The organism is Brachybacterium tyrofermentans (assembly GCF_014897585.1).
Lineage (GTDB): Bacteria > Actinomycetota > Actinomycetes > Actinomycetales > Dermabacteraceae > Brachybacterium > Brachybacterium tyrofermentans.
This window is the reverse complement of the sequence record NZ_JABUXW010000007.1, coordinates 97,853-121,521: the sequence shown is the minus strand read 5'-3', so window position 1 is coordinate 121,521 and position 23,669 is coordinate 97,853. Positions and strand designations below refer to the sequence as shown.

General features: G+C 71.0%; 18 protein-coding genes. 8 read left to right on the top strand and 10 right to left on the bottom strand.

Annotated elements, in window-relative coordinates; genetic code table 11:
• Position 1: 1 nt before the first annotated feature.
• Positions 2 to 1,306 carry an ABC transporter substrate-binding protein gene (locus tag INT49_RS06840; RefSeq protein WP_193116970.1) on the bottom strand — a complete coding sequence of 435 codons (1,305 nt, stop codon included), beginning with the start codon at positions 1,304 to 1,306 and terminating at the stop codon, positions 2 to 4.
• Positions 1,307 to 1,933: 627 nt separating this feature from the next.
• Between INT49_RS06840 and INT49_RS06835 the strand changes: the two genes are divergently transcribed.
• The 4 genes from INT49_RS06835 to INT49_RS06820 all read left to right on the top strand — a co-directional run bounded on the left by INT49_RS06835 (position 1,934) and on the right by INT49_RS06820 (position 7,202).
• On the top strand, positions 1,934 to 3,256 hold the full coding sequence (locus INT49_RS06835) for an ABC transporter substrate-binding protein (RefSeq protein WP_193116969.1): 1,323 nt from the start codon (positions 1,934 to 1,936) through the stop codon (positions 3,254 to 3,256).
• Positions 3,257 to 3,504: 248 nt separating this feature from the next.
• Positions 3,505 to 5,205: an HNH endonuclease gene (locus INT49_RS06830; protein WP_193116968.1), complete on the top strand. Its 1,701-nt coding sequence runs from the start codon at positions 3,505 to 3,507 to the stop codon at positions 5,203 to 5,205.
• Between the two features lie 120 nt (positions 5,206 to 5,325).
• The gene (locus tag INT49_RS06825) at positions 5,326 to 5,973 is read left to right on the top strand and encodes a DedA family protein (protein WP_193116967.1); all 648 of its coding nucleotides are present in this window, start codon (positions 5,326 to 5,328) and stop codon (positions 5,971 to 5,973) included.
• Positions 5,970 to 7,202 (top strand): NAD-dependent protein deacetylase, encoded by a 1,233-nt coding sequence (locus INT49_RS06820; RefSeq protein WP_226849878.1) that lies wholly within the window; start codon positions 5,970 to 5,972, stop codon positions 7,200 to 7,202. The genes INT49_RS06825 and INT49_RS06820 overlap by 4 nt, the downstream gene beginning before the upstream one ends.
• 67 nt (positions 7,203 to 7,269) lie before the next feature.
• Here INT49_RS06820 and INT49_RS06815 read toward each other — a convergent pair whose 3' ends face one another.
• Positions 7,270 to 8,181 carry a hypothetical protein gene (locus INT49_RS06815; protein ID WP_193116966.1) on the bottom strand — a complete coding sequence of 304 codons (912 nt, stop codon included), beginning with the start codon at positions 8,179 to 8,181 and terminating at the stop codon, positions 7,270 to 7,272.
• Positions 8,182 to 8,371: 190 nt separating this feature from the next.
• On the opposite strand from INT49_RS06815, the gene INT49_RS06810 reads away from it, so the two are divergent.
• From INT49_RS06810 to INT49_RS06795, 4 genes are all read left to right on the top strand, one after another.
• On the top strand, positions 8,372 to 9,142 hold the full coding sequence (locus INT49_RS06810) for a LamB/YcsF family protein (RefSeq protein ID WP_193116965.1): 771 nt from the start codon (positions 8,372 to 8,374) through the stop codon (positions 9,140 to 9,142).
• Positions 9,143 to 9,153: 11 nt separating this feature from the next.
• A complete protein-coding gene (locus tag INT49_RS06805; protein ID WP_319021539.1) occupies positions 9,154 to 11,160 on the top strand; it encodes a 5-oxoprolinase subunit B/C family protein in 2,007 nt (668 codons plus the stop codon).
• Positions 11,161 to 11,206: 46 nt separating this feature from the next.
• A complete protein-coding gene (locus INT49_RS06800) occupies positions 11,207 to 11,698 on the top strand; it encodes an NUDIX domain-containing protein (protein WP_193116964.1) in 492 nt (163 codons plus the stop codon).
• A 67-nt stretch (positions 11,699 to 11,765) separates the two neighbouring features.
• Positions 11,766 to 13,178: an MFS transporter gene (locus INT49_RS06795; RefSeq protein ID WP_193116963.1), complete on the top strand. Its 1,413-nt coding sequence runs from the start codon at positions 11,766 to 11,768 to the stop codon at positions 13,176 to 13,178.
• Positions 13,179 to 13,359: 181 nt separating this feature from the next.
• Here the strand turns inward: INT49_RS06795 and INT49_RS06790 are convergent, their stop codons facing one another.
• From INT49_RS06790 to INT49_RS06755, 8 genes are all read right to left on the bottom strand, one after another.
• On the bottom strand, positions 13,360 to 13,830 hold the full coding sequence (locus INT49_RS06790; protein ID WP_193116962.1) for a ribose-5-phosphate isomerase: 471 nt from the start codon (positions 13,828 to 13,830) through the stop codon (positions 13,360 to 13,362).
• Between the two features lie 160 nt (positions 13,831 to 13,990).
• Positions 13,991 to 15,703: a dihydroxyacetone kinase family protein gene (locus INT49_RS06785; protein ID WP_193116961.1), complete on the bottom strand. Its 1,713-nt coding sequence runs from the start codon at positions 15,701 to 15,703 to the stop codon at positions 13,991 to 13,993.
• 43 nt (positions 15,704 to 15,746) lie between these two features.
• Positions 15,747 to 17,123 (bottom strand): RbtT/DalT/CsbX family MFS transporter, encoded by a 1,377-nt coding sequence (locus tag INT49_RS06780; RefSeq protein ID WP_193116960.1) that lies wholly within the window; start codon positions 17,121 to 17,123, stop codon positions 15,747 to 15,749.
• A 211-nt stretch (positions 17,124 to 17,334) separates the two neighbouring features.
• A complete protein-coding gene (locus INT49_RS06775) occupies positions 17,335 to 18,354 on the bottom strand; it encodes a D-ribose ABC transporter substrate-binding protein (protein ID WP_193116959.1) in 1,020 nt (339 codons plus the stop codon).
• A gap of 182 nt (positions 18,355 to 18,536) precedes the next feature.
• On the bottom strand, positions 18,537 to 19,856 hold the full coding sequence (locus tag INT49_RS06770) for an ABC transporter permease subunit (RefSeq protein WP_226849876.1): 1,320 nt from the start codon (positions 19,854 to 19,856) through the stop codon (positions 18,537 to 18,539).
• Between the two features lie 26 nt (positions 19,857 to 19,882).
• Complete coding sequence (locus tag INT49_RS06765) at positions 19,883 to 21,436, bottom strand: sugar ABC transporter ATP-binding protein (RefSeq protein ID WP_193116958.1); 1,554 nt, start codon at positions 21,434 to 21,436, stop codon at positions 19,883 to 19,885.
• A complete protein-coding gene (locus INT49_RS06760; RefSeq protein WP_193116957.1) occupies positions 21,433 to 22,107 on the bottom strand; it encodes a DUF2291 domain-containing protein in 675 nt (224 codons plus the stop codon). The genes INT49_RS06765 and INT49_RS06760 overlap by 4 nt, the downstream gene beginning before the upstream one ends.
• A gap of 419 nt (positions 22,108 to 22,526) precedes the next feature.
• Positions 22,527 to 23,615 carry a zinc-binding dehydrogenase gene (locus INT49_RS06755; protein ID WP_193116956.1) on the bottom strand — a complete coding sequence of 363 codons (1,089 nt, stop codon included), beginning with the start codon at positions 23,613 to 23,615 and terminating at the stop codon, positions 22,527 to 22,529.
• Between the last annotated feature and the right edge of the window lie 54 nt (positions 23,616 to 23,669).

Here is a 23,669-nt window from a genome sequence, read left to right as displayed (position 1 = left end):
CTCAGCCAAGCGCGGAGGTGAGGTCGTCGAGCACACGCTGGGCGGCCTCCTCGGGCGTGAGCTTGCCGAAGAGCATGTCCTCGCCGGCGCGGGTGAGGATGTCCTCGAACTGGCCGCCGCCCTGCGGGGTGATCTCCGGGGCGTCGCCGAGCTCGCTCTCGATGGACTCGAGGAAGTCCACGGCCTTCTTGTTGGCCTCGTCGAGGTCCGGGACGATCGCCTCGCGCACCGACATGTTGCCGGGCACGCCGCGCTCGACCGAGAGGATCTTGCCGGCGTCCGGGGAGTTCACGAGGAAGTCCACGAACGCGACCGCGGCTTCGGGATCCGACGCCTTCGCCGAGACGGCCCAGTACATGGACGCCTTGTACCAGAGCTCGGCGTCGGCCGCGGAGCCCGTCATCGACGGCGGCCGCAGCACGGTGACGCCCTCGGGGACGAGCCCGTCATGGGCGACGACCTGGTTCGACCAGGCCACGGTCATCGCGGTCTTCCCGGTGGCGAACAGGGACTGGTCCAGCGCCTGCGCCCCGTCCTCGACCGCGACGCTCGCTCCGGGGCCGGCCCCGGAATCCTGGATCTTCTTGCCCCACTCGAACCACTTCGTCGCGGTGTCGACGTCGAATCCTGCGGCGCCGTCCTTGTACTGATCCTGGCCGGCCTGGCGCACGAACACCTGGAACAGGCCCTGCACGGTGCCCATCTGGGTCATGCCGTAGGTGCCCTTGTCGGTGTTCTCGGAGATCTTCACCGCGGTGTCGATCAGGTCGTCCCAGGTCCAGGTGGTGTCGTCGGGGATATCGACCCCGGCCTCCTCGAAGACCATGGGGTTGATGAGGAACGCGAAGGCGTTCAGACCGGCGTTGATCGCGGCGAGGCCGACGTCCGGCAGCTCGCCCACCTCGACCGATCCCGGCACGAAGTCGTCCGTCTTCAGGCCCGCCCCCGCGAGGTCGAGCAGCGCACCGCGGTCTCCGTACTCGGCCAGGTACTTCTCGTCCATCTGGACCACGTCGGGGAAGTCGCCGCCGGCGGTCTGGGTGGCGAGCTTGTCCCAGTAGCCGCTCCACTCGCCCGGCTCGAGGTTGATGGTGACGGCGTCGTCGACCTCCTTGTAGGCCTCGACCACCTTCTTCGTGTTCTCGTCCCGGGTGGGGTTGCCCCACCAGGCGAGGCGGAGCGTCGAGGCGCCGCCTTCTCCGCCGCCTCCCCCGGAGCCGCCGGAGGCGTTGGGGCCGCAGGCCGCGAGACCCGCGAGGCCGGGGACGGCGAGGCCGAGGGCAAGTGCTGAACGTCGAGTGAACATGAGATCTCCTGTGATCTTCGACTGCGCATCCAGAGCGCCGTAGCGAGGTCCTCGGGTCGACCACCATGGTCGGCCCGGATCGGGGGCGATGCTCGGGCGGGCCCGTCGGCCCGGGACCCGGACCGCTGGAATCCTGCCCGCTGCGACCCGGCACGCACGACGGCGCGCGCCAGGGCACTGCACCAGGGCACTGCGGCGGTGAAAGGTTTCATTCCTCTCTCCTGGCCGCCCGCTCTCCGCCGACCCGCGAACGGGATGGTGGCCGCTGGGCGACACACCTCAGGAAAGCGCTTGACAACCCTCCTTGTCAACCCGTCCGCGTCATGTCGGCGTTACGGCTGCGTCACGACGATGCGGCGCTCGCGTTGCAGTCGCGTTGCAGTTGCGTTGCACTCGCACCCTCGCCATGACGCGAGACCTCCAACGTTGCATGTCACGCCGCACGCACCCCGACGCCACCCCGCACCCGAGGCCGGCATCGACCAGGTGACGCGGGTGCCCGCGCCTCTTGTCCGCGCTGCGAACGCCCGGCTACTGTGACCGCACAGCTCGCCCTGAAACGACTCAGCGCGTCGAGACTCCGCGGACGTGGACCCGACGACCTGAGCCCTGCCGGAAGGATCGACGATGATCACCCGCCGACGCACCCTCGGACTGCTCGCCGCCGGAACCCTGCCCGTCCTCGCCGCCTGCGGCCCCAACGCCGCCGGTGGGTCAGGGGGCTCCGGCGGTTCAGGAGAGGACGGCGGCGCCGTCAGGATCTACTGGTGGGGCGGCGACCTGCGCAACGGTCTCACCCGCGACGCGCTGGATCTGTTCTCGTCGGCCCACGACGACATCTCCGTCAGCCCGGAGTACAGCGAGTGGACGGGGTACTGGGACAAGCTCGCCACCCAGTTCGCCGGCGGTGACGCCCCGGACGTGCTGCAGATGGACGAGGCCTACATCGACTCCTACGGCACCCGGAACTCGCTGCTCGACCTCGAGACCGTCACCGATCTGCTGGACCTCAGCGCGATGGACGAAGCGGTGCTGGACACCGGGCGCCTGGCCGACGGCACGCTCGTCGGCGCACCGCTGGGCGTCGGGATCTTCTCCGTCGGCGTGAACCCGGAGATCCTCGAGCAGGCCGGCCTCGACATGCCGGACGACACCTCGTGGACCTGGGACGACTTCGCCGAGATCACCGGCGCAGTGAGCGACTGGGCGAAGGAGGCCGACGAGGACATCATCGGCTTCGACTTCTTCGGCACCAGCGCGGCCGAGCTCGGCGCCTGGGCCCGCCAGAGCGGCGAGCAGCTGTTCCCTCGCGAGGACGAGACGCTGATCAGCAAGGACACCATCGTCGCCTACCTCGAGTACGCCCTCGCGCTGGTCGAGTCCGGCGCTGTCGTCGGCCCCTCGGAGCAGATCGAGGACTTCGCCGCCGGCGTGGAGCAGGGCCGGTTCGGGACCAGCCGCGCCGCCTTCCATCTCCAGTTCCACACCCAGGTGCAGACCTTCCAGAAGTCCACCGGGGCGCCCCTACAGCTGCTGCGCCTGCCCGCCCGCACCAGCGGCGACCCGCAGATGGTCAACAAGGCCTCGATGTACTGGTCGATCGCCGCCGGCTCGAAGGCTGTGGACTCCGCCGCGACGCTCGTGGACTTCCTGCTGCGCGATCCGGAGGCCGCGAAGATCCTCAAGATCGAACGCGGCGTGACCTCGTTCCCCGAGCTGCAGGACGAGATCGCGACCGTGCTCGATGACAACGAGATGGTCTCGCTCGACTTCGCCCGCGACATGCAGGCCGAGGTGGTGCGACCTCCCCTGGTCACGCCCGCCTCCGGCGTCGGCTTCGGCGATGAGCTCTCCCGCCTCGGCGAGGAGTCCCTGTTCGGGAACCGGCCCCTGGCCGATGTCGCCGACGAGCTCCTGAGCGTCCTGGAGGGCATGCAGCCCGAGGGTTGAGCACACGTGCCCCGCGCTTCGACGGAGGTCGCGACATGAGTGCGGTCGAGACGTGAGTCGTGCCGCCACGTGGGTGCGGCGACCGCGCCGTGAGTCGTGCCGCCACGCTGGTGCGACCGCGCCGTGAACGAGGTGCAGGCCTGCTGCCGGGCTCGGCTCCATGCCGACCTTTCCTCCACAGCGGGTGGTTTTCCACCATCGTGACTCGCCGGTTCCCTCGGCCGCGGGTCCCGCGAATCATGGTGGGCATGAACGATTACGCGGAGAACACCGAGGCAGCGGAGGGCGATCCCGCCCAGCAGCTGCTCGATGCGCTTCGCGCGGAGGGGCCGACGGCGCTCGCCGAGCTCCTGGGGGACCAAGGATTCCTCCTGGTCGAGCTGGCCACCGAGCCCGGTGGCCTCTTCTCGCCGGCGCCCGGCTCCTCGGGGCAGTACTCCGCCGTGATCCGACGCCTGCAGGAGCAGCGCTCCGCGATGGACGCCCTGGAGACGCGGTGCATGGTCGCCCTGGCGGATGCGCTGCGGGACGAGGACCGTGCCGCCGCGCAGGCCGATGCCGCGTACGAGCTGGAGGCCGTCGAGCCGGAGGAGGACACGGACCGGCGTGCGGACCGCGCTGCAGCGCGCGACGTCTCGATGAGCACCCGTCGCTCCCCGGACCTGGCCAGCAGGACGCTCGCCTCTGCGCGACGCCTCGTGGAGTCGATGCCGACGATGCTTCGAGCCCTGGCCACGGGCCTGCTCAGCGAGAGCGCCGTCCGGGCCATGGCCGCCTCGGTCGCGCCGCTGGCACCTGCCCAGCGCGAACAGGTCGATGCCCTGCTCGGGACCCGCCTCGCCGCACTCGACGGGTGCGGAACCGAGGAGTGGAAGGGCGCGGTGGCTGCAGCGATCGCAGCGTCCGATGCGGAGGGCGAAAGCCGTCGGCACGAGCATGCCCGGGGAACTCGCAGCGTGACCGTGCGCCGTGGCGAGCACGGGATGGCGGTGGTCTCGGCGCGCCTGCCCGCCCTGGACGCGATGAAGATCCGCAAGCGCCTCTCCCTGGAGGCCGAGCGGCTCCGGGCGAGCGGCGACCGGCGCGGCCATCAGCAGATCCAGGCGGATTCGTTCATCGCGTCCCTCCTCGGCGCAGAGGACGGCATGGACCGCACCGACCTCGATATCGGCGTGATCATCACGGACCGGGCGCTGCTGCATCCGGGACAGGGCGAGCTCGCCCACGTCGAGGGGTACGGCCCCGTGCCCGTCGAAGCACTGCGTCACGAGCTCTCCGGGCCCTTGCGCGAGCTCGCTCAGGATCGTGCGCCGGCCGTCCCGACCGGCGGCCCGGGAACGCAGAATGCTGCCGCGGGACCCACCGACCTCGACCCTGTAGCGGTGGAGACCCGCGGGCTGGACGACGCGTTCGGGGCCGACGCCCCCGCGGTCAGGCTCGCCCTCCGCAGGCTCTACACGCATCCCACCACCGGTGAGCTCGTCGCGGTCGACTCCGTGGCGCGTGAGTTCCCCCGCGCGTTGGCCAGATTCATCCGCTGGCGCGACGTGACGTGCCGGGGCCCGTTCTGCAACGCCCCGATCCGGCACAGCGACCACATCCGGCCCTACGCGGCCGGCGGCCACACCTGCTTGGACAACGGGCAGGGGCTCTGCGCCTTCTGCAACGACAAGGAACAGCAGACCACCTCCGTCGAGCTCTCCACCGAGAGCCCCGGCCATCAGGTGACCTGGACCAGCCGGGGAGGCACCGTGAGGACTACCGGGCCCACAGCCCTCACGGGGCCTCGGATCGAGCCACCACCTGAGCTCACGAGTTCATCGGACACACCACCTCCGCAGGAGGAGCAGGCTCAGCGTGACGTCGAAGGGAACCTCGGCGAGGGAAGCGGGCCGAGCAGCACCGACGGCACCGATTACACCGACGGCACCGTCGACCGTCCCGACTGATCTCGCGCTGTCCAGCTGCCCGCGCAGCACCCACCTCATGCGACCCATCGCCATGCACTGTTCACCATCCCGCCATTCCTGGCGGTTAGCGTCGCGCTCATCCGGCGGAAGGAGGCGGCCGTGGACATCACCGCGTGGGCCATCGGCCTCATGGAGCTCCTCGGCGGGCCGGGCACGGCACTGGTCATCGCCGCCGAGGCCATCTTCCCGCCGATCCCCGGGGAGATCCTGCTGCCCTTCGCCGGAGTCGCCGCGGCGTCGGACGGACAGAACGTGCTGGTCCCGCTGACGTGGACGACCGCCGGGTCGGTGATCGGTGGCCTCGGGGTGTATGCCGTCGGCCGAGGACTCGGACTTCGCCGCACCAGGGCGGTCATCGCCCGCCTCCCGCTGCTGGAGCAGGGCGACGTCGACGCGGCTCTGCGATTCTTCGACCGCTGGGGATTCCCTGCCGTCGTGATCGCCCGCTTCGTGCCGATGGTGCGCACCTTCATCTCGATCCCAGCGGGCATCGAGAGGATGCACGTCGGCCTGTTCGCCCTGGCCACAGGGCTCGGGTCGGGAATCTGGAATGCCGTCTTCGTGATCGCCGGATATGCCTTCGGCCAGGCCGGCGGGGACACCCTGGAAAGCTTCGTGCGGGTCTACTCCGTCGCCGTTGCCGGGGCAGGACTGCTTGCTGCGGTAGGCCTCATCGCCCGCCGACGCCGGGCCCGACGCGGGTCTCCCGACACGGACCCCCACCCAGCACCTACGCTCGAGGGATGAACAGCGATTCGGTCACCGGGGAACCGCCGGGCCGGTCCGATCACGGTGAGCCGACGGGAACATCCGGTACCCGGGGCCCGACCGACCCTGCACGTGCGCTGGGCACCCGAGGCCGCACCGGCCGGGCGGCAGACACCGGCCCGACGGCAGAGATCGACCCGGCGGAGGACGCCGGTGCAGCTGCGGACGCCGGTGTAGCTGCGGACATCGGCCCAGCGGCGGACGTCGGCCGCTGGTTCTCGACCGCAGCCCCTGTCGCGGGATCCACCGGTCGGCGACGAGGACCGCGCCTGCCCGCCTGGGGTCCCATGGAGAGCAGCGAATACGGCCTGCAGAGCCCGTCCGACGAGGTCGACGCCGCCCGCGACCTGCTGCGCGGACGCCCGGTCGCGGTGCTGACCGGCGCGGGGATGTCCACCGGCTCCGGGCTGCCCGACTACCGAGGCCGCGACGCCGTGCCCCGCTCCCCCATGACCTACCAGGAATTCATGGGGCATGACCTGGCCAGACGCCGCTATTGGGCACGCTCCACCGTCGGCTGGGAGCAGTTCAACCGTGCCCGCCCGGGCCACGCCCATCTGCTGCTCGCCCGACTCGGCCACACCCTGTTCTCCACCCCCGCGGTGATCACCCAGAACGTCGACGGACTGCACCAGGCCGCCGGCTCCTCCCCGGTGCTCGACCTCCACGGTCGACTGGACCGGGTGCGCTGTCAGAGCTGCGACGCCCTCTCCTCCCGCGCGGCGCTGCACTCGCGGATGCTCTCGATGAACCCTGAGCTCGCGGCACGGCTGCCCGATCTCGCGGCCGACGCCGCCCAGGCGCCCGACGGGGACGCCGAGGTGGATCGCACCAGCTCTTTCCGCTATCCGCCGTGCCCGCTGTGCGGAGGGATCCTCAAACCCGACGTGGTGTTCTTCGGGGAATCGGCACGCCCCGAAGTGGTGGCCGCCGCTTTCACCGCTCTCGACCAGGCGGAGGCGCTGCTGGTGCTCGGCTCGAGCCTCACCGTGCAGTCCGGACTGCGGTTCGTGCGCGCCGCCGGCAAGCAGGGCACACCGGTCGTGATCCTCAACGACGGACCCACGCGCGCCGACCCCGACGCGACCATGCGCCTGCACGGCCGGCTCGAGGACGTGCTCGAACGCTGGAATGCTGGAACGCCCAGCGCCGAACGACCCCGCACGAACGTCCCGGGCAGGCGGCGGCATGCAAGATATCCCGACTGACCTGCACTGGTCCGCTGCGCTGCGCTGACGTGCACTGCTCCGCTGCACTCCACTGGTCCGCCGAGCGTCAGCCCGCGGCACCCACCAGCACGGTGGCCAGCGCGTGCAGCTCCGCGGAGTCGACGCTGCGGAACTCCAGCACAGGATCGTCCGCTCCCGGATCGAGGGCCTCCATGACGAGCACCTCGTCGCCGGTCGCATACACGCTCGCCTGGCTCACTCCGCCGTCCGCCGTGGTGACGATCGTGAACACGGTCAGCGCGCGCGTGGCGGCGAGCCGCTGCGCGAGCGGGCTCGCCGCGAGCTCGGAGGCACGAACCTGGATCGGCTCCCCGCCGTCGGCGGCGACCCCGGCAGGGTCCACGACAGCCAGCAGACGGGCATTGACCTGCGCTGCACGCAAGGACGTGAAGCGGTGGATGCCGAGCGGGGTGACCTCCTCCTCGAGCACTCCACCCTGATGCACGTAATAGTGGAGCCGCTGCACCTCGGGACCCTGCGCGGTCTGCACGGTGCGCTCGGCGGTGGTGAACAGGGTCGCGGTGCGCCGCAGCACCAGACAGCCGGCGATCATCGGCTCCGCTGTCCACTGCTGGCGTCCGATGCTCGGCTCGATCCCCCCGCTCACCTGACCGGCGGCGATCAGCGACCGCAGCCCCACCCCGGCGGCGAATCGGCGCTGATCAGCGTGCTCGTCGAGCCACGGGGTCGCCGTGAACTGCGCTCGCGCGTAGCCGTCCAGCGCCGCGAGCTGCTCATCGCTCAGGGCGACCAGCATCTCCGGATCGCTCTCTCCCGCACGGTCCAGCACGTCCGCGGCAGCGGCGGCGTCGGCCGCGGAATAGGCGATGGGGGCCTCGGGGTCGCTCGAGCCGAGGCCGGCAGGGAGGTCAGGGACCGCCCCGGGCCCCGCGGGATCGGATGCTCCCGACGGGCCTGCTCGGGAAGGTTCGGGCTGGTCGGCGGGGGTCTGGCTCATACCTCGACACTATCGGCCAGGCACCCGCTTCCGGTGTGGGCCGAGGGACCGCACGACCTGGCGGACTGACGTCGGCTGTCGCCCCGCGGCCGCAGGGCCGACAATGGAAGGGCCGACAATGGAAAGGCCAGCCAGAGAGAGGCCGGCAAGGGAAGTGCACCTCCGCCCCGTGTGAAGGAGACGATCACCGATGACCGCTGACCCCGTGCTGCTCGACCTCAACGCCGATCTCGGGGAGGGCTTCGGTGACTGGTCGATGGGGGATGACGCCGCCATGCTCGACGTCGTGACCACGGCGAACATCGCCTGCGGCGGGCATGCCGGGGACCCCGGCACGATGCGTTCGGCCCTGCGCGGCGCGGCCGCCCGGGGCGTCGCGGTCACGGCGCACGTCGCCTATCCGGACCTGCAGGGCTTCGGCCGACGCTTCCTCGACATCTCCCCGACCGAGCTCACGGATCTCGTGATCGTGCAGGTGGGCGGCTTGCAGGCGATGGCGCGGGCCGAGGGGACCACGGTGCGCGGGGTGAAGCCGCACGGGGCGCTGTACAACGCCCTGGCCCACCACGACGCGCAGGCCGCCGCCGTGGTGCAGGCCCTGCGGGAGCTCGGCGGGGAGCTGTCGCTGCTCGCCGCTCCCGGGGCGGCCGTCCTCGCGCCGGCACGCACGGCCGGGATCAACGTGGTGCTCGAAGGATTCGCCGACCGGGCGTACCTCTCCGACGGGACGCTCCTGCCGCGCAGTCGCCCGGGCTCCGTGCTCACCGACACGAACGCCGTCGTCGACCAGGCGCTGGAGATCGCGACCGGGCGCCGCGTGCGCGCTGACGACGGGACGTGGGTCGATCTCCCCGTCCGCTCCCTGTGTCTGCACGGGGACACCCCCGGCGCGGTGACGCTCGCCCGCGCGGTCCGCGACCGTCTCGAGGACGTCGGCGTGCGGCTCGAGGCGGCTCTGTGACCAGGGATTCTGTGGGCAGAGATTCTGTGGGCAGCGGTTCTGTGGGCAGCGGTTCTGACGGAGCCGGAGCGCCTGAGCTGCTGGGGCCGCCCTCGGCGGTGCACCAGGCCGGGGAGGTCTCGATCCTGGCCGAGTATCCGGACACGGGCGCCGTGCTCGCCGCGGCCGCCGCTCTGCGAGCTCTTGCCCCCTCGCATCTGGTGGACCTCGTCCCCGCGGAACGCACGCTGCTGCTGGTCGGTGCGGCGCCGCGCGATCGCCACGAGCTCGCCGACCTGCTGAGCACCCTGCCCGCAGCGGCCGAGGAGCAGGCCGACGCTGCGGAGCACACCCTTGCCGTGGTCTACGACGGGGCGGACCTCGCCGAGGTGGCAGACCTGCTCTCGATGAGCACCGATGCCCTGATCGCCGCGCACACCGGAGCACTGTGGACCGTGGCGTTCGGCGGATTCGCCCCGGGGTTCCCGTACCTGGTCGCCGAGGAGCCGAGAACCGCGGAGCCGGTCGCTGAGGAGTCGGGCGCCGACGGACGCCCTGCCGGCGGCCCGCCCTGGGACGTTCCGCGCCGAGGAGAGCCGCGCACCTCCGTTCCCGCGGGCGCCGTCGGCCTGGCTGCCCGGTACTGCGGCATCTATCCCCGGCCCTCCCCGGGCGGGTGGCAGCTGATCGGGCGTACCGACGCCGAGCTGTTCGACCCGGAACGCACGCCGCCCGCGCTGCTCCTCCCCGGATCACGGGTGCGCTTCGTCGCCCGTCGACCGTCCGTGCGGGCCGCCGCCACGGCTCCCACACCAACCACGTCCTCTACGACGTCCACGTCCTCCACGTCCTCCACGACGACCAGAGCATCTGTCCTGGCCAGGGCGAGGTCAGGGGTCGCAGCGGCACCTCGTCGGCTGGGCCGTCGTCGTGATGCCGCAGCGACGCTCCCGCCGCCCGGCGACCCGGCGCTCGAGGTGCTCTCTCCCGGACCGCAGCTGCTGCTGCAGGATGCCGGACGGCCCGGCCACGGGGCGATCGGGGTGAGCCCGTCGGGGGCTTTCGATCGGGGAGCGCTGGCCCGGGCCGACGCCGCGGTCGGCAATCGGACCCATGCGACCGCCCTGGAGGCGCTGCTGGGGCCGGTGCGGCTGCGCGCCCTCGCCCCGACCGTCCTGGCGGTCGCCGGCGGAGCGGGAGAGATCACCGTGCGCCGGGCGGATCCCGAGGGCACAGCGCTCGAGCTCGACGCCGGCCAGGGTCTGGATCGGGCGATCGCCCTGGATCCCGGCGACGTCCTGACGCTGGGCGTTCCGCTGCAGGGTCTGCGCCGCCTGGTCGCGGTGCGCGGAGGGATCTGCGGCGTGAAACGGGCGTCCGACGCGGCGGTGCACCCTGCCGGAACTGATCACGCTGCCGGAACCGCCGACCACGAGCAGCAGACCTCGGACTCCCTGTTCCTCGGCTCCCTCTCGCACGACACGCTCTCGGGGCTCGGACCGGCGCCGCTGCGCACGGGCGACGTGCTGACCGTCGGCCGCGAGCAGGGGCTCGATGCCGTACCGGATGCCGTTCCCCGGACCGATGAGGACGGCCCGGTCGACGATGCAGCCGACGCTGCGGCCGACGACGCGACCACCCGTGCGGACGATGGCGGGGCAGGATCTCCCAGCCGCCACCTGCTCGAGATCCCGATGCACACCGGACCTCGCGACGATCTCCTGGGCCGCGGCGTGCTCGACGCCCTGCTCCGAGCTGAGTGGACGGTGCGCTCGGACTCGGACCGGGTGGGCGTGCGGTTGGACGGTCCGCCGCTGCCGGTCCCCGAGGGAACGGGGTCGCTGCCCAGCGAGGCGATGGTGCCCGGCGCGATCCAGGTCCCCCCGTCGGGCCTGCCGGTCGTGTTCGGCCCGGACCACCCCACCACGGGCGGGTATCCCGTGGTCGCCGTCGTGACCCGTGCGGGGTTGGACCGACTGGCCCAGGCGGCACCCGGCACCTCGGTGCGCTTCACGCCGGCAGCAGGATCCGCCCGCTGACGGACTGCCCCTGCCCCGAAGGCGCCGATGGTGCCACGATGGGGTCATGCCCCGACTGCTCCCGGACCCCGCCTACTTCGCCTCCCTGCCCACGGTGATCAGCTCCGGCGCGGTGATCCTGCGCGACGAGGACGGCCGCTTCGTGGTCGAGAAGCCGAACTACCGCGACCACTGGCTGCTGCCCGGCGGCGGCGTCGACCCCGGCGAAGATCCCCGACTCTGCGCGCAGCGCGAGGTCGCCGAGGAGCTCGGCCTGGACGTCGAGGTGGGCCGTGTGCTCGCGATCGACTGGATGCCCTCGAGCGCCGTGCGGAGCGCCCCGATGGGCGTGCACTTCGTGTTCGACGCCGGAATGATCCCGCGCGCCCAGCTCGAAGCGACGGTGATCCCGCAGGTCGAGGAGCTCGACGACTGGGCCCTGATCGACGAGGCCGACGCGGACATCCTCTCCCCCTGGGGCGGCGCCCGTGCCCGACGCGCGCTCGCCGTGCTGCGCGGCGAGGCGCTGCCCGACCTCACCGCGCACGCCCACCGCTGACGCCCCGCCGGGCGCCACCATGCGTCAAGATGTCCCCCGGACCTTCCTGCCCCTCCCGGAGATGACGATGAGCCCCGCCCCCGCTTCGCCCGACGAGTCCCTCGTGGACCCGGGCAGCACCCTGACCAGGTCGCAGCGCCTGGATCGCCTGCCCTTCACCCGCAAGCACGGGAAGCTGCTGGGGGCCTCCGGCATCGGCTGGGCGCTGGACGCGATGGACGTCGGCCTGATCTCCTTCGTGATCGCCGCGCTCAGCGTCCACTGGGGGATCTCCAAGGGCGACGGCTCCCTCATCGCCTCGGCGGGCTTCGCCGGGATGGCGATCGGCGCGAGTGTGGGCGGTCTGCTCGCCGACCGGATCGGCCGACGCAGCGTCTTCGCCCTGACGCTCCTGGTCTACGGCCTGGCCACGGGCGCCTCCGCGCTCGCGATGGGCGTCGGCGCGCTGATCGCGCTGCGCTTCGTGGTGGGGCTGGGCCTCGGGGCCGAGCTGCCGGTCGCCTCGACGCTGATGAGCGAATTCGCCCCGGCCCGGATCCGCGGCCGGGTGATCGTGTGGCTCGAGGCGTTCTGGGCCCTGGGCTGGATCCTCGCCGCCGTGATCGGCACCTTCGTGGCCGCCTCGGGGCCGACGGGATGGCGCTGGGCCCTCGCGGTGGGCCTCGTCCCCGCGGCATATTCGCTGGTGGTGCGGTGGGGCACGCCCGAATCGGTGCGGTTCCTCGAGCAGAAGGGCCGTCACGACGAGGCCGAGTCCGTGGTGCGCACCTTCGAGGAGTCGGCGGGCCCGGGAACTGGTTCGGCGACAGATCCCGTTGCCGGGGCATCCACCACGGTGAGCGCCGTGGCGCCCGCCGCAGTGGGTGAGGTCCCAGCAGCCGACGCCGTGCGCACGGGAGGGATCTGGTCGAAGGCCCTGCGTGCGCGCACGGCCGGGCTGTGGGCGGTGTGGTTCTGCATCAACCTGGCCTACTACGGCGCCTTCATCTGGATCCCGACGCTGCTGGTGGAGCGCGGGTTCTCCCTCACCCAGTCGTTCACCTTCACCCTGATCATCACGCTCGCCCAGATTCCCGGCTATGCGGTGGCCGCCTGGCTGATCGAGGTGCTCGGCAGGCGCTGGACCCTCACCGTGTTCCTCGCGGGCTCCGCCGTGGCCGCCACCTGCTATGGGCTGGCCGACTCGGAGGCGACGATCATCGCTGCCGGCTGCGCGCTGAGCTTCTTCAACCTCGGCGCCTGGGGCGCGCTGTACGCGATCGGCCCGGAGCTGTACCCGACGGCGGTGCGCGGCACGGGCACCGGCGCGGCCGCGGCGTTCGGGCGGGTCGCCTCGATGCTCGCGCCGTTCTTGGTGCCGGTGCTGGTCGTCGCGGGCGGGCAGGTGCTGGCGTTCGTGGCCTTCGCGATCGCCTTCGCCCTCGCCGCGGCCGCCGCCTTCACCCTCCCCGAACAGCGCGGACGCGCGCTCGCGGAGTAGCGGGCGCGCATCGGCGCAGCCGGATGACAGGGGTCTGGCCGTGCCGGGCGGGCGGGCGCCGAGCCGATCAGACGGGGCCGTCCCGGCCAGGCGGGGCTGAGCCGGCCAGGCGGGGCCGAGCCGGCCAGGCGGGGCCGAGCCGGCCGGGCGGGGCCGAGCCGGACGGGCGCCCCGGGGTCGATCAGGCCTCGTCGAGGGAGCCGTCGTAGGCGCAGATGGCGTCGACCTTCGCCGCGGAGGAGGACTCCGGGTCGAACTCGAGGTCCAGCCACACCTTGACCAGCTCCTTCGCGAGCTCGAGCCCGATCACCCGCTCACCCATGCACAGCACCTGGGCGTTGTTCGAGAGCACCGAGCGCTGCACCGAGTACAGATCGTGCGCGGTCACGGCGCGGATACCGGAGACCTTGTTGGCCGCGATCGCGACACCGAGGCCCGTGCCGCAGACCAGCAGTGCTCGGTCCGCCACACCGGCGGCGATCTTCTCCGCGGCCTCGACGGCGACGTTCGGGTAGTACGTGCCGTCCTCACGACCGGTGACGCCGACATCGACGACCGAGTCGACGCGGGGGTCGCTCTCGAGAAGCTCCTTCAGCGCGCTCTTGTGGCCGTACCCGGCATTGTCGGATCCGGTGATGATCTTCCAGCCCATGACTGCTCCTTCGTAGTGGTCGTGACGTCGGGGTGTTCGGGTCGACGTGGTGTTCGGGTCGTCGGGGTGTTCGGGTCGACGTGGTGTTCGGGTCGACGTGGTGTTCGTGGCGGGATCGGTGCTGGCGGCCAGCCACTCAGCCACTCAGCTGCTCAGCTGCTCAGCTGCTGAGCTGCTCCCCGAGGAGGGTCACGATCTTCGAGAAGGAGATCGCGCCCGGGTCCGGGGTGCCCACGGACTTGTCACCGTGGTTGCGGGCCCGGCCCATGGTGGCGGCGATGTCCGCCGTGGCCTCGGCGGCGGCGGTGGCCTTCTCGGCCGCCGCGACGACCGCGTCGGCCGCAGAACCTGCCGCATCCTTCGCGTCGGCGAGGGCTTCCCGGAAGGGCACCGCGGCGTCGACCATCGTCTTGTCGCCGGGCTTCGCACGGCCCAGCCGCTCGACGGCCTCGACGGCCTGCACGAGACCGGTGAGGAGCTGCTCGTCGCTCACGGGCTCCTCGTCGGCGAAGGCGCTGCCGAGGCTGGTCAGGGCCGCGCCCCACAGCGCACCGGACGTGCCGCCGGCCTCGGCGGACCAGGACGCCCCGGCCTGCACGAGCACGGTGCGTGCCCCGGCGCCGGACTCGGTGACGCGCTGCGCGGTGGCCTGCGCGGCGCGGATGCCGAGCACCATGCCCTGGCCGTGGTCGCCATCGCCGGCGACCGCGTCCATCCGGCCCAGCTCCGGCTCGAGCTCACCCAGCAGGGCCTCGACCTCGCCGAGGATCGCGGTGATCCGCTCGGCGCTGCCGCGGGACCCCTCGGAGGCCTCGGGGATCGGGTCCTCGCCGGGGGTGTACAGCTCCCCGCGCTCCTCCCCCAGGTCGCCGCCCACCGTGCCGCCGCGACGGAAGGCGGGGGTGTCGGCCGGGGCCAGCCAGTGCTGCTCGAGCTCCTCGTCCAGGCGCATCACGGTGAGCGAGAGCCCGGCCATGTCGAGGCTGGTCACGTGCTCGCCGACTTCCGGTCGCACCAGCGTGAGGCCGGCGTCGGCGAGGAGCGCCGAGGCATGCTTCCACACCACGAACATCTCCTCGTACTTCACGGTGCCCAAGCCGTTGAGGACCACGGCGACACGGTCGGAGTCCAACTCGGGGGTCTCCTTCAGCACGCCGTCCACGAGCACCTTCGCGAGCTCCGCGGCCGACGGCATGTCCACCTCGTCGATCCCGGGCTCGCCGTGGATGCCCAGGCCGATGGCCATCTTCCCCTCGGGGACGTGGAACAGCGCATCGTCGGCGCCGGGCAGCGTACAGCCGTCGAACGCGACCCCGAGGGACCGCGTGGCGTCGTTCGCCTTCCAGGCCAGGCGCTCGGCCTCCTCGAGGTCCGCGCCGGCCTGGATCGCGGCGCCGGCGATCTTGAACACCGTGAGGTCGCCGGCGATGCCGCGGCGGTCGCGGTGGTCCCCCTTCGCCCCGGAGGCCACGTCGTCGCTGACCGCGACGATGCGCACATCGATGCCCTCGGCGCGCAGCTTCTCCGCGGCGACGCCGAAGTGGAGCACGTCGCCCGCGTAGTGGCCGAAGCCGAGGATCACTCCCCCGCCGTTCTCGGCGTTCTTCGCCACCGAGTAGACCTGGTCGGAGGACGGCGAGGAGAAGATGTTGCCGCAGGGGGCGCCGTGCGCGAAGCCCGGGCCCACCCAGCCGGCGAAGGCCGGGTAGTGCCCGGAGCCGCCGCCGACCACGAGCGCCGGCTGGCCCTTCACGGTGGCGTTCTTGCGCACCACACCACCGTGGACCTGCAGCAGCTCCTCGGGGTGGGCGGCCACGAGGCCCTCGACGGCGTCGGCGGGGAAGGACTTCGGATCATCGAAGAGGTAGGTCATCGGAGTCTCTTTCGGTCGGAGGCGGGGACGGACGGGGGCTGGATCAGGACGCCGCGGTGCTCGCGTCGGCCTCATCCTGCACCTGCTCGCCGTGCAGGCGGGGCTGGTGCACCTTGAAGAAGAAGGTCATCGTGAAGGCGCAGGCGTACAGCAGGATGAAGGCCCAGACCACGCCGACGTTCCCGGCGAGCGGACGCACGATCGCGACCACGGCGGAGCCGAGGAAGGTCGCGCCGCCCGCAGCCGTCGTGTACATCGCCATCGCGGCGCCGGTGTGCTTCGGGGCGATCGCGGGCATGATCGCGCCCAGCGGCACGAAGCCGGCGAGCAGGATGCCGAAGACGGTGCCCGCGGCGACGGAGACCACGAAGCCCCAGTCGGAGCCGGCCGGGACCATGTGCGGCACGTACCACCACAGCAGCAGGCCGATGGCGGAGCCGACGATGCCGAACCAGCGCACCGTCTTCGTCCAGCCCCACTTGTCGCCGAGCGTGCCGAAGGCAGCGTTGAACAGGATGTTCCCGGCGTACACGATCGCGGTCATGACCAGCCACTGCGACTGGCTCCAGCCGAGGCCGCCGTCGTCGATCGACCCGGCGATGACGTTGGGCAGGATGATGAACATGCCGAACTCGGGGGCGGTGTTGATCAACCGGGTCAGGAAGCCCATCGCGATGCGCTTGTTGGTGAAGGTCAGGCGCAGGCCGGAGAGGATCACGCCCGCGGAGGACTCGCCCTGGGGCGCCAGGCGCATGGAGCCGTGCTTCTCGCGCACCCCGAACCAGGCGATGAGGAAGCCGGCCACGACCACTGCCGTGGAGGCAGCCATCGCCCCGGTCTGCCCGGTGTGGCCGCCGCCGAAGCCGCCGATCAGGAAGACGGCGACGATCGAGCCCAGGGTTGGGAAGCCGCCGGTGAACATGACGTAGAACCAGCCGACGCCGGCGCCGTTGCGCTCCTTGTCGATCACGGCGTTGATCCATACCAGGAACGCGAAGGCGAACAGGGGGAACCCGAAGCCGCGCAGGAAGTAGGAGATCGCGATGAGCGGCACCGACTCGAGCTGGAGGGAGCCGAGGAAGGCGAGCTGGAACACGACCCACACAGCCACGCCCAGGGCCATCACGCGGCGCGGGCCGATGAGGTCGGAGAGGGCCCCGGCGAGGTAGGAGCCGATGAGCACTGCGAGGCTGTAGGCGGTGATGATCTTCGCCGCGAGGTCGATCTTGTCGTCGCCGCCGCCGAAGGCCTGCGCGATGTGCGGGGAGACGAAGTTCGACTCGATGCCGTTGCCGGTCATGAACACGAGCACGCCGAGGAAGCCCCAGCGCAGCACGTGGGGGATGCCGAGGCGGTCCAGGAAGGTCTCCCGACCGCCTGTTCCACCGATCGGACCGGCTGCCTGCGTCGCCGAACTCATACAGGACACTCCTTCGTGTGGGCGCGGCCGGATCCCCGACCTTCGAACGCGACCCCGGGCTCGGCGAAGCGGGCCGAGGATCGGCACGACCATAGGCCGAATCCAGAACATACGTCAAGCACAAATGTGCCACTGGGAACCGACGTGCATCATCGGTGGGGCGATGACGATCAGGCGCCGCACGCGCCTCGCGGCGCGGCGGCGCCCGGCCTCACTCGGTGTAGGTGAACGGCGCGGTCATCTTGTCCACGTTGTCCTCGGTCACGAGGATGCAGTCCAGCGCCTGCTTCTCGGTCTCCGGCTCGGTGCCGTTGCGCAGCAGGTCATCGGCCATCTCGATGACCAGCTCCGCGAACGTCGCGACCGGCTGCAGCACCGTGTAGGCGAGCTCGCCGTTCTTGATCGCCTCGATGGCGTCCGGCGAGCCGTCGAAGCCGCCGACGATGATCCCCTCGAGCGCCCCGGCCTCCTTGAAGGCCGCGATCGCTCCCAGCGCCATCTCGTCGTTGCCCGAGATCAGGCCGGTGATATCGGGGTTGGCCTGGAGCAGCGACTGGGCCTTGTCATGCCCCTTGGTGCGGTCCCAGTCCGCAACCTCCTCGCCGACCTTCTCCAGATCCGGGTACTGGCTGATCGTGGTGGTGAAGCCGTTGGAACGGGTCTGGGCGTTGTTGTCCGAGGGCAGTCCGAACAGCTCGACGTACTGACCCTTCTCCCCCATCTGCTTCACCCACTCCTGGGCGCCGAGGGCGGCACCCTGGGCGTTGTTGGAGACCAGCTGCGCCTTGACGAGGCCGGCCTCGTTGATCTCCGCGTTGATGAGGAAGACGGGGATCTCGGCCTGGATGGCCTTCTTGATGGTGCCGATCGAGCCGTCGGCGTTCGCGGGGTCCATGATCAGGGCCACGGACTTGTTGGAGATCGCGGTGTCGACCAGGGTGTTCTCGGTGTTGGTGTCGCCCTTGTGGGCGCCGATGGTGGTCGTGTAGCCGAGCTCCTCGGCCTTCGCCGCGGCGACGTCGCCCTCGATCTTCCAGTACGGGTTCGAGGGGTCGTTGACGATGATCGTGATCAGACCGCCGTCCGTGCCCCCGCCGCCTCCATCGCTGCCGCCGTCGGACGACCCGCCGCCGGAGCCTCCTCCGGCGTCGTCAGAGCTTCCGGAGCACGCTGCGAGACCGGCCGCTGCGGCCCCGATGCCGAGTGCGGAGAGGAAATGCCTGCGTTCCATGATGTGTTCCTTTCAGGGCGACGTCTCCCGATCGGGAGGCGTCGGAGCTCGTGCGCGAGATGCGGCGAGCCGGATGGATGGAGAGGAGTGAGCGGGTGGAGAGAAGCGAGCGGGTGGAGAGGACTGAGTGGATGGAGAAGACTGGGTGGATGGAGAGCTGGGTCGAGGGGTCGGAGGTTGGATCAGTCGGTCGGTGGTGACCCCCGGCGCGGAGGCTCGGTCGACGAGGGTTCGGTCGACGAGGGTTCGGTCGACGGGGTTTCAGTCGACGAGGGCTCAGCCAGCGGGGGATCGGACGGGGAGCGCTGGGGCGAGGAGTTCTGCGCCGACGGGGATTCCGGCGAGGCGCCCGTGTCCGTCCCGGGCTTCCGTCGGGCCCTGCGCTTCGAGCCGCCGGGGCGGCCGTACTGCAGGGTGTTCAGCAGCACCGCGACCACGATGACCGCGCCCACGAAGACCGTCTGCCAGTAGGCGGAGACGCCGATGAGCACGAGCCCGTCGGAGAGGAAGCCGATCACGAAGGCGCCGAGCAGGGTGCCGCGCACCGTGCCGCGACCTCCCGAGAGCGCGGCGCCGCCGATCACCACGCCGGCGATGGCGGTCAGCTCATAGGTGTTGCCGGCGGTGGGGCTCGCGCTGGTCAGGGTCGAGGCGAGGATGATGCCCGCGACCGCCGAGCACAGCCCGGAGATGACGTACACCCACACGGTCACCGTGCGCACGGGCACCCCGGACAGCTGCGCGGCGCGCTCGTTGCCGCCGGTCGCGTACAACCACCGACCGAAGGTGGTGCGACCCAGCACCACCGCGATGACCAGGGCGATCACCGCCATGATGAGCACGCCGGCAGGGATGCCGAGGATGCGGTTGAACCCGAGCCATTCGAAGCCCGTGTTGCCCAGCGCCTCCTCGCCCGAGAGGTCGTTGATCGTGCGTCCGTTGGTCATCAGCAGGGCGAAGCCGCGCACCACGTAGAGCATGCCCAGGGTCGCCACGAAGGGCGCGACCTTGAACTTCGCCACGAGCACGCCGTTGATCAGACCCAGCGCCCCGCCGAGCACGATCGCGATGAGCACGGCCGCCGGGACGCTGGGGTACAGCGTCACCCCGAACATGCTCAGCGGCACGCCGCGCAGCAGGAAGCCGCCGATCACGGCGGTGAAGCCGAGGATCGAGCCGACGGACAGGTCGATGCCGCCCGTGAGCACCACGAGCAGCTGCCCCAGGGAGAGCAGCGCGAAGATCGCCACGTGGGAGGACATGATCAGGAGGTTGTCGACCGTGAGGAAGTTCGGGGACAGCAGCGAGAAGATGACGATGATCAGCGCGAGGGCCAGGAAGGCCCGACTCTCGATGAGGACCTTGGAGATGTCGAGCGAGGAGCGCTCCCGCGTCGAGGAGCCAGATGTCGACGAGCCCCGCTTCGAGCTGTCGGGCGTCGGACTGTCGGGGGTCGGGCTGTCGGGCATCCGGGGCGCGTCGCCTGCGGCGGTGGAGGTCATGAGGCGTATCCGTTCAGGGAGCAGGGTCAGGAGGAGACGACTTCGCCGGAGGCGGCCATGACGTCGGCCTTCTCGGCGTCGGGCCCGAACTCGGCGGAGATGCGGCCGCGGTGCAGCACGACGATGCGATGGGCGATGCCGAAGCACTCCTCGATCTCGGAGGTGGAGAACACGACGGCCAGCCCTTCGCGGGCACGGTCCGCGAGCAGGCCGAAGACTTCGGACTTGGCGCCGATGTCGATGCCGCGGCTGGGCTCGTCCAGCAGCATCACGCCGGGCCGGGTCGCGAGGATCTTGCCGATGACGACCTTCTGCTGGTTGCCGCCGGAGAGCGACCCGATGCTGACGTCGGGCCCGGGCGCCTTCACGGTGACGTCGTGGATCAACCCTGTGGCCAGGGACGTCTCCGCACGACGCGAGGTCAAGCCGCGACGCAGGAACTGCGTGATGCTCGCCAGGGTGAGGTTCTGGCCGACGGTCATCGTCGGCACCAATCCGTCGCGCTGACGGTCCTCGGGGACCAGGCCGATGCCCATCGCGAGGCGATCGCGGATCGATTCGGTGCCGAGCTCCTCGCCGCGGAACAGGATCCGGCCCCCGGCGATCTCCCCGCGACCGGCGACGGCCTCGAGCAGCTCCGTGCGACCGGCCCCCATGAGGCCGTAGACGCAGACGATCTCACCCTCGCGGACCTCGAGGGACAGCTGATCCACGACCGCGCGCTCAGGATTCTCGGGGTCCAGCACCGTGAGCTCCTGGATCTCCAGCACCGGTTCCCCGAAGTCGTAGCCCTGCGGGGCGGTGCCGAGGTCGAAGTTCTCGCCGACCATGTGCCGCACGATCCAGTCCAGGTCGATCTCCTCGCGTCGGCCGCGGGCGGTCATGGAGCCGTCCCGCAGCACCACCGCATGGTCGGTGACCCGCAGAGCCTCTTCGAGGTGGTGCGAGATGTAGACCAGGGAGACGCCACGGGAGGTGAGGTCCTCGATGATCTCGAACAGGATCTCGACCTCGCGGGCGGCGAGGGCCGACGTCGGCTCGTCCATGATGAGGATGCGGGCGTCGATCGACAGGGCGCGCGCGATCTCGATGATCTGCTGCTGGCCCACCCGCAGGTCCCCGACCATCGTGGAGGGGTCCACGTCCAGGTGCATCTCCGCCAGGAGCGCGGCGGTCTGCCGGGTCTCCTCGGCGAAGTCCACTCCCCCGTTTCTGGTGATCTCGCGGCCCAGGAAGATGTTGTCGCGCACCGAGAGGTTCGGGGCGAGGCTCAGCTCCTGATGGATGATCGCGATGCCGTGGTCGCGCGCGTCGTTCGTGGTGGCGAAGGTGACCGGCTCGCCCTCGAGGACGATCTGCCCCGAGGTGGGCTGCTCCACGCCGGAGAGGATCTTCATGAGCGTGGACTTGCCGGCCCCGTTCTCCCCGAACAAGGTGGTGACCTCGCCGCGGTGGATCTCGAAGTTCACGCCCTTCAGCGCCCGGGTGCCGCCGTAGGTCTTCACGATGTCACGGGCCTCCAGCACCCTGTCGCCACGGGTACTGTCCTCCGGTGCGACGGACCCGGTCGCGGTGCTCATGCCACCTCCAGGGAGACGGGGGTGACGAGCCAGCCCTCGGGGTTGATGGCGGTGAAGGCACCGGTCACGGTGACCGTCTTCCCGCTCAGCGTGCTCGGATCGACCGGATCCAGGACCTGCTTCTTCATCTCCTCGTTGAGGGCGGCGCCGGCGTCCTGGAACTCGATCTGGTTCGTGAACTGGCCGAAGCCGTAGTTCCCGGTGGCGTCGCGGAGCTCGGTGCCGTTGATGGCCGGGCCGGTCTGGATCCGCACGGTGACGTTCTTCGGCATGCCCTCGATGGCGACGTCGTAGATACCGGCCTGCCCCTCCCCGACCGTGCCGGTGAAGGTGGTGCTGTACACGGTGTTGCCGGCCGCCTCGACGCCATGGTCCGCGGCGGCAGCCTTCGGGTCCGCGGCGATCGCCGCGGCCAGCTCCGTCGCGGGGACCGCCTGCTCGGTGACCTGCTTCTGCACCGTCGGGAACTCCTGCGCTCCGAAGGTGGCCTTGTCGAACGCGGCGGGCCCGGCGACCTCCTCCTGCCCGTCGGGCACCACCTTGGTGCCCAGGACCACGACGAGAAGGGCGAGCACCGTGAGCGCGGCGGCGATCCACCGGCCCAGGTGCCTCTTCGGCGGGCGCGCCGGGCGGGGGCGGCTCCCGTGCTCGGCGACTGCTGCTGTGCTCATGGAGAGCCTTCCTCTGGAGGGGCCCGGCGGGCCGTCTGCTGCGGGCGGCGACGGGACCGGGGGCAGACCACGCGGTGGCCTGGATGGGAGGCGCGGGCCTGCCCTCATCGGCGGGCCGTGTGCGGCGGGATGGCGAGCTCGGCGTCGAGCTCACCGGACGTCCGTGGTGCTGATCGACAGCTGGTGATCCGGAGCGGCTGCGGTCCGGAACGCCCAGCGGGGTGAAGTGATCCGGAACGGCTGCGGTCCGGAACGACTAGGGGTGAGGTGGTCCGGAACGACTGCGATCCGGAAGGCTCGTAGGTGGGATGGGCAGCGGCTGATCGCCGGGACCCCGTGGCCGGAGCGTCAGGCGGGACGCTCCGACCACGACGTCGGCGTCGGCGGCCGCGGAGCCGTCGGCACCGCGGCCGGACGGGTCAGGTTCCGGGGAGGATCGAGACCTTGATCGAGGCGCCGGCGGAGTCGGCGACGGTGTCGAGGGCCTTCTGGACGTCCTTCAGGCCGAACTGGTGGGTGCAGATCTCGTCGAGCGGCAGCACGCCGGACTCGATGATCTTGATGGCGGCGGGCCAGCAGTGCGGGCCGAGGTGGGCGCCGAGCACGTCGAGCTCCTTGTCGTCGGAGATGATCGACCAGTCCACCGACACGTTCTCCTTGAACACCGAGTACTCGACGTAGCGGCCCAGCTTGCGCAGCAGGTTCAGTCCCTGCGAGACCGCACTGGGGTGGCCGGTGCACTCGATGTACACGTCGGCCCCATAGCCGCCGGTCAGGGCGCGGATCTCCTCGTAGACATCGACCTTCGAGGGGTTCAGGGTGAGGTCCGCTCCGCACTTCTTCGCGAGCTCGAGCTTGTGCTCGTCGAAGTCGAGGGCGATGACCATCTTGGGGGTCTTGTGCGAGGCACCGATGATCGCGCCGAGGCCGATCGGGCCGGCGCCGGCGACGACCACGACGTCGTCGAAGGTGAGCTGCGCGCGCTCGACGGCGTGCAGCGAGCAGCTCAGGGGCTCGGCGAACGCGGCGTGGTGCGGCGGGATCTCGGGGGAGATCGTGTGGGCGCGGGCGAGCGAGGGCACGATCATGTACTCGGCCATGCCGCCGTCGTAGTGCTTGAAGCCGAACATGTCGTGCGGGCCGCACATCCAGTACCAGCCGCGCTTGCAGTACATGCACTCCTCACAGGGCACGATCTGCTCGACGACGATCCTGTCCCCGAGCTTCACGCCATGCAGCGCGAGCGCCTCGTCGGACCCGGTGACGACCAGGCCGGTGATCTCGTGGCCGGGGGTGATGCCGGGCTCGACCCAGCGCTCACGGTTCTCGTCGCCCCAGAACTTGGCGGCACCGGCGTATGCCTTCAGGTCGCTCGCGCAGACGCCGACGGCCTCGACCCGGATCAGCAGCTCATCGGCGGCGGGGGTGGGCACGTCCTTGTCCTCGAGGCGGTAGTCCTCGGGCGCGTGCATCACCACGGCCTGCATGGTCTTGGGGACATCGGTCATCTCGACACTTCTCCTTCACTACGTTCAGGCTCACTGCGCGGCACCGGCGGCCGC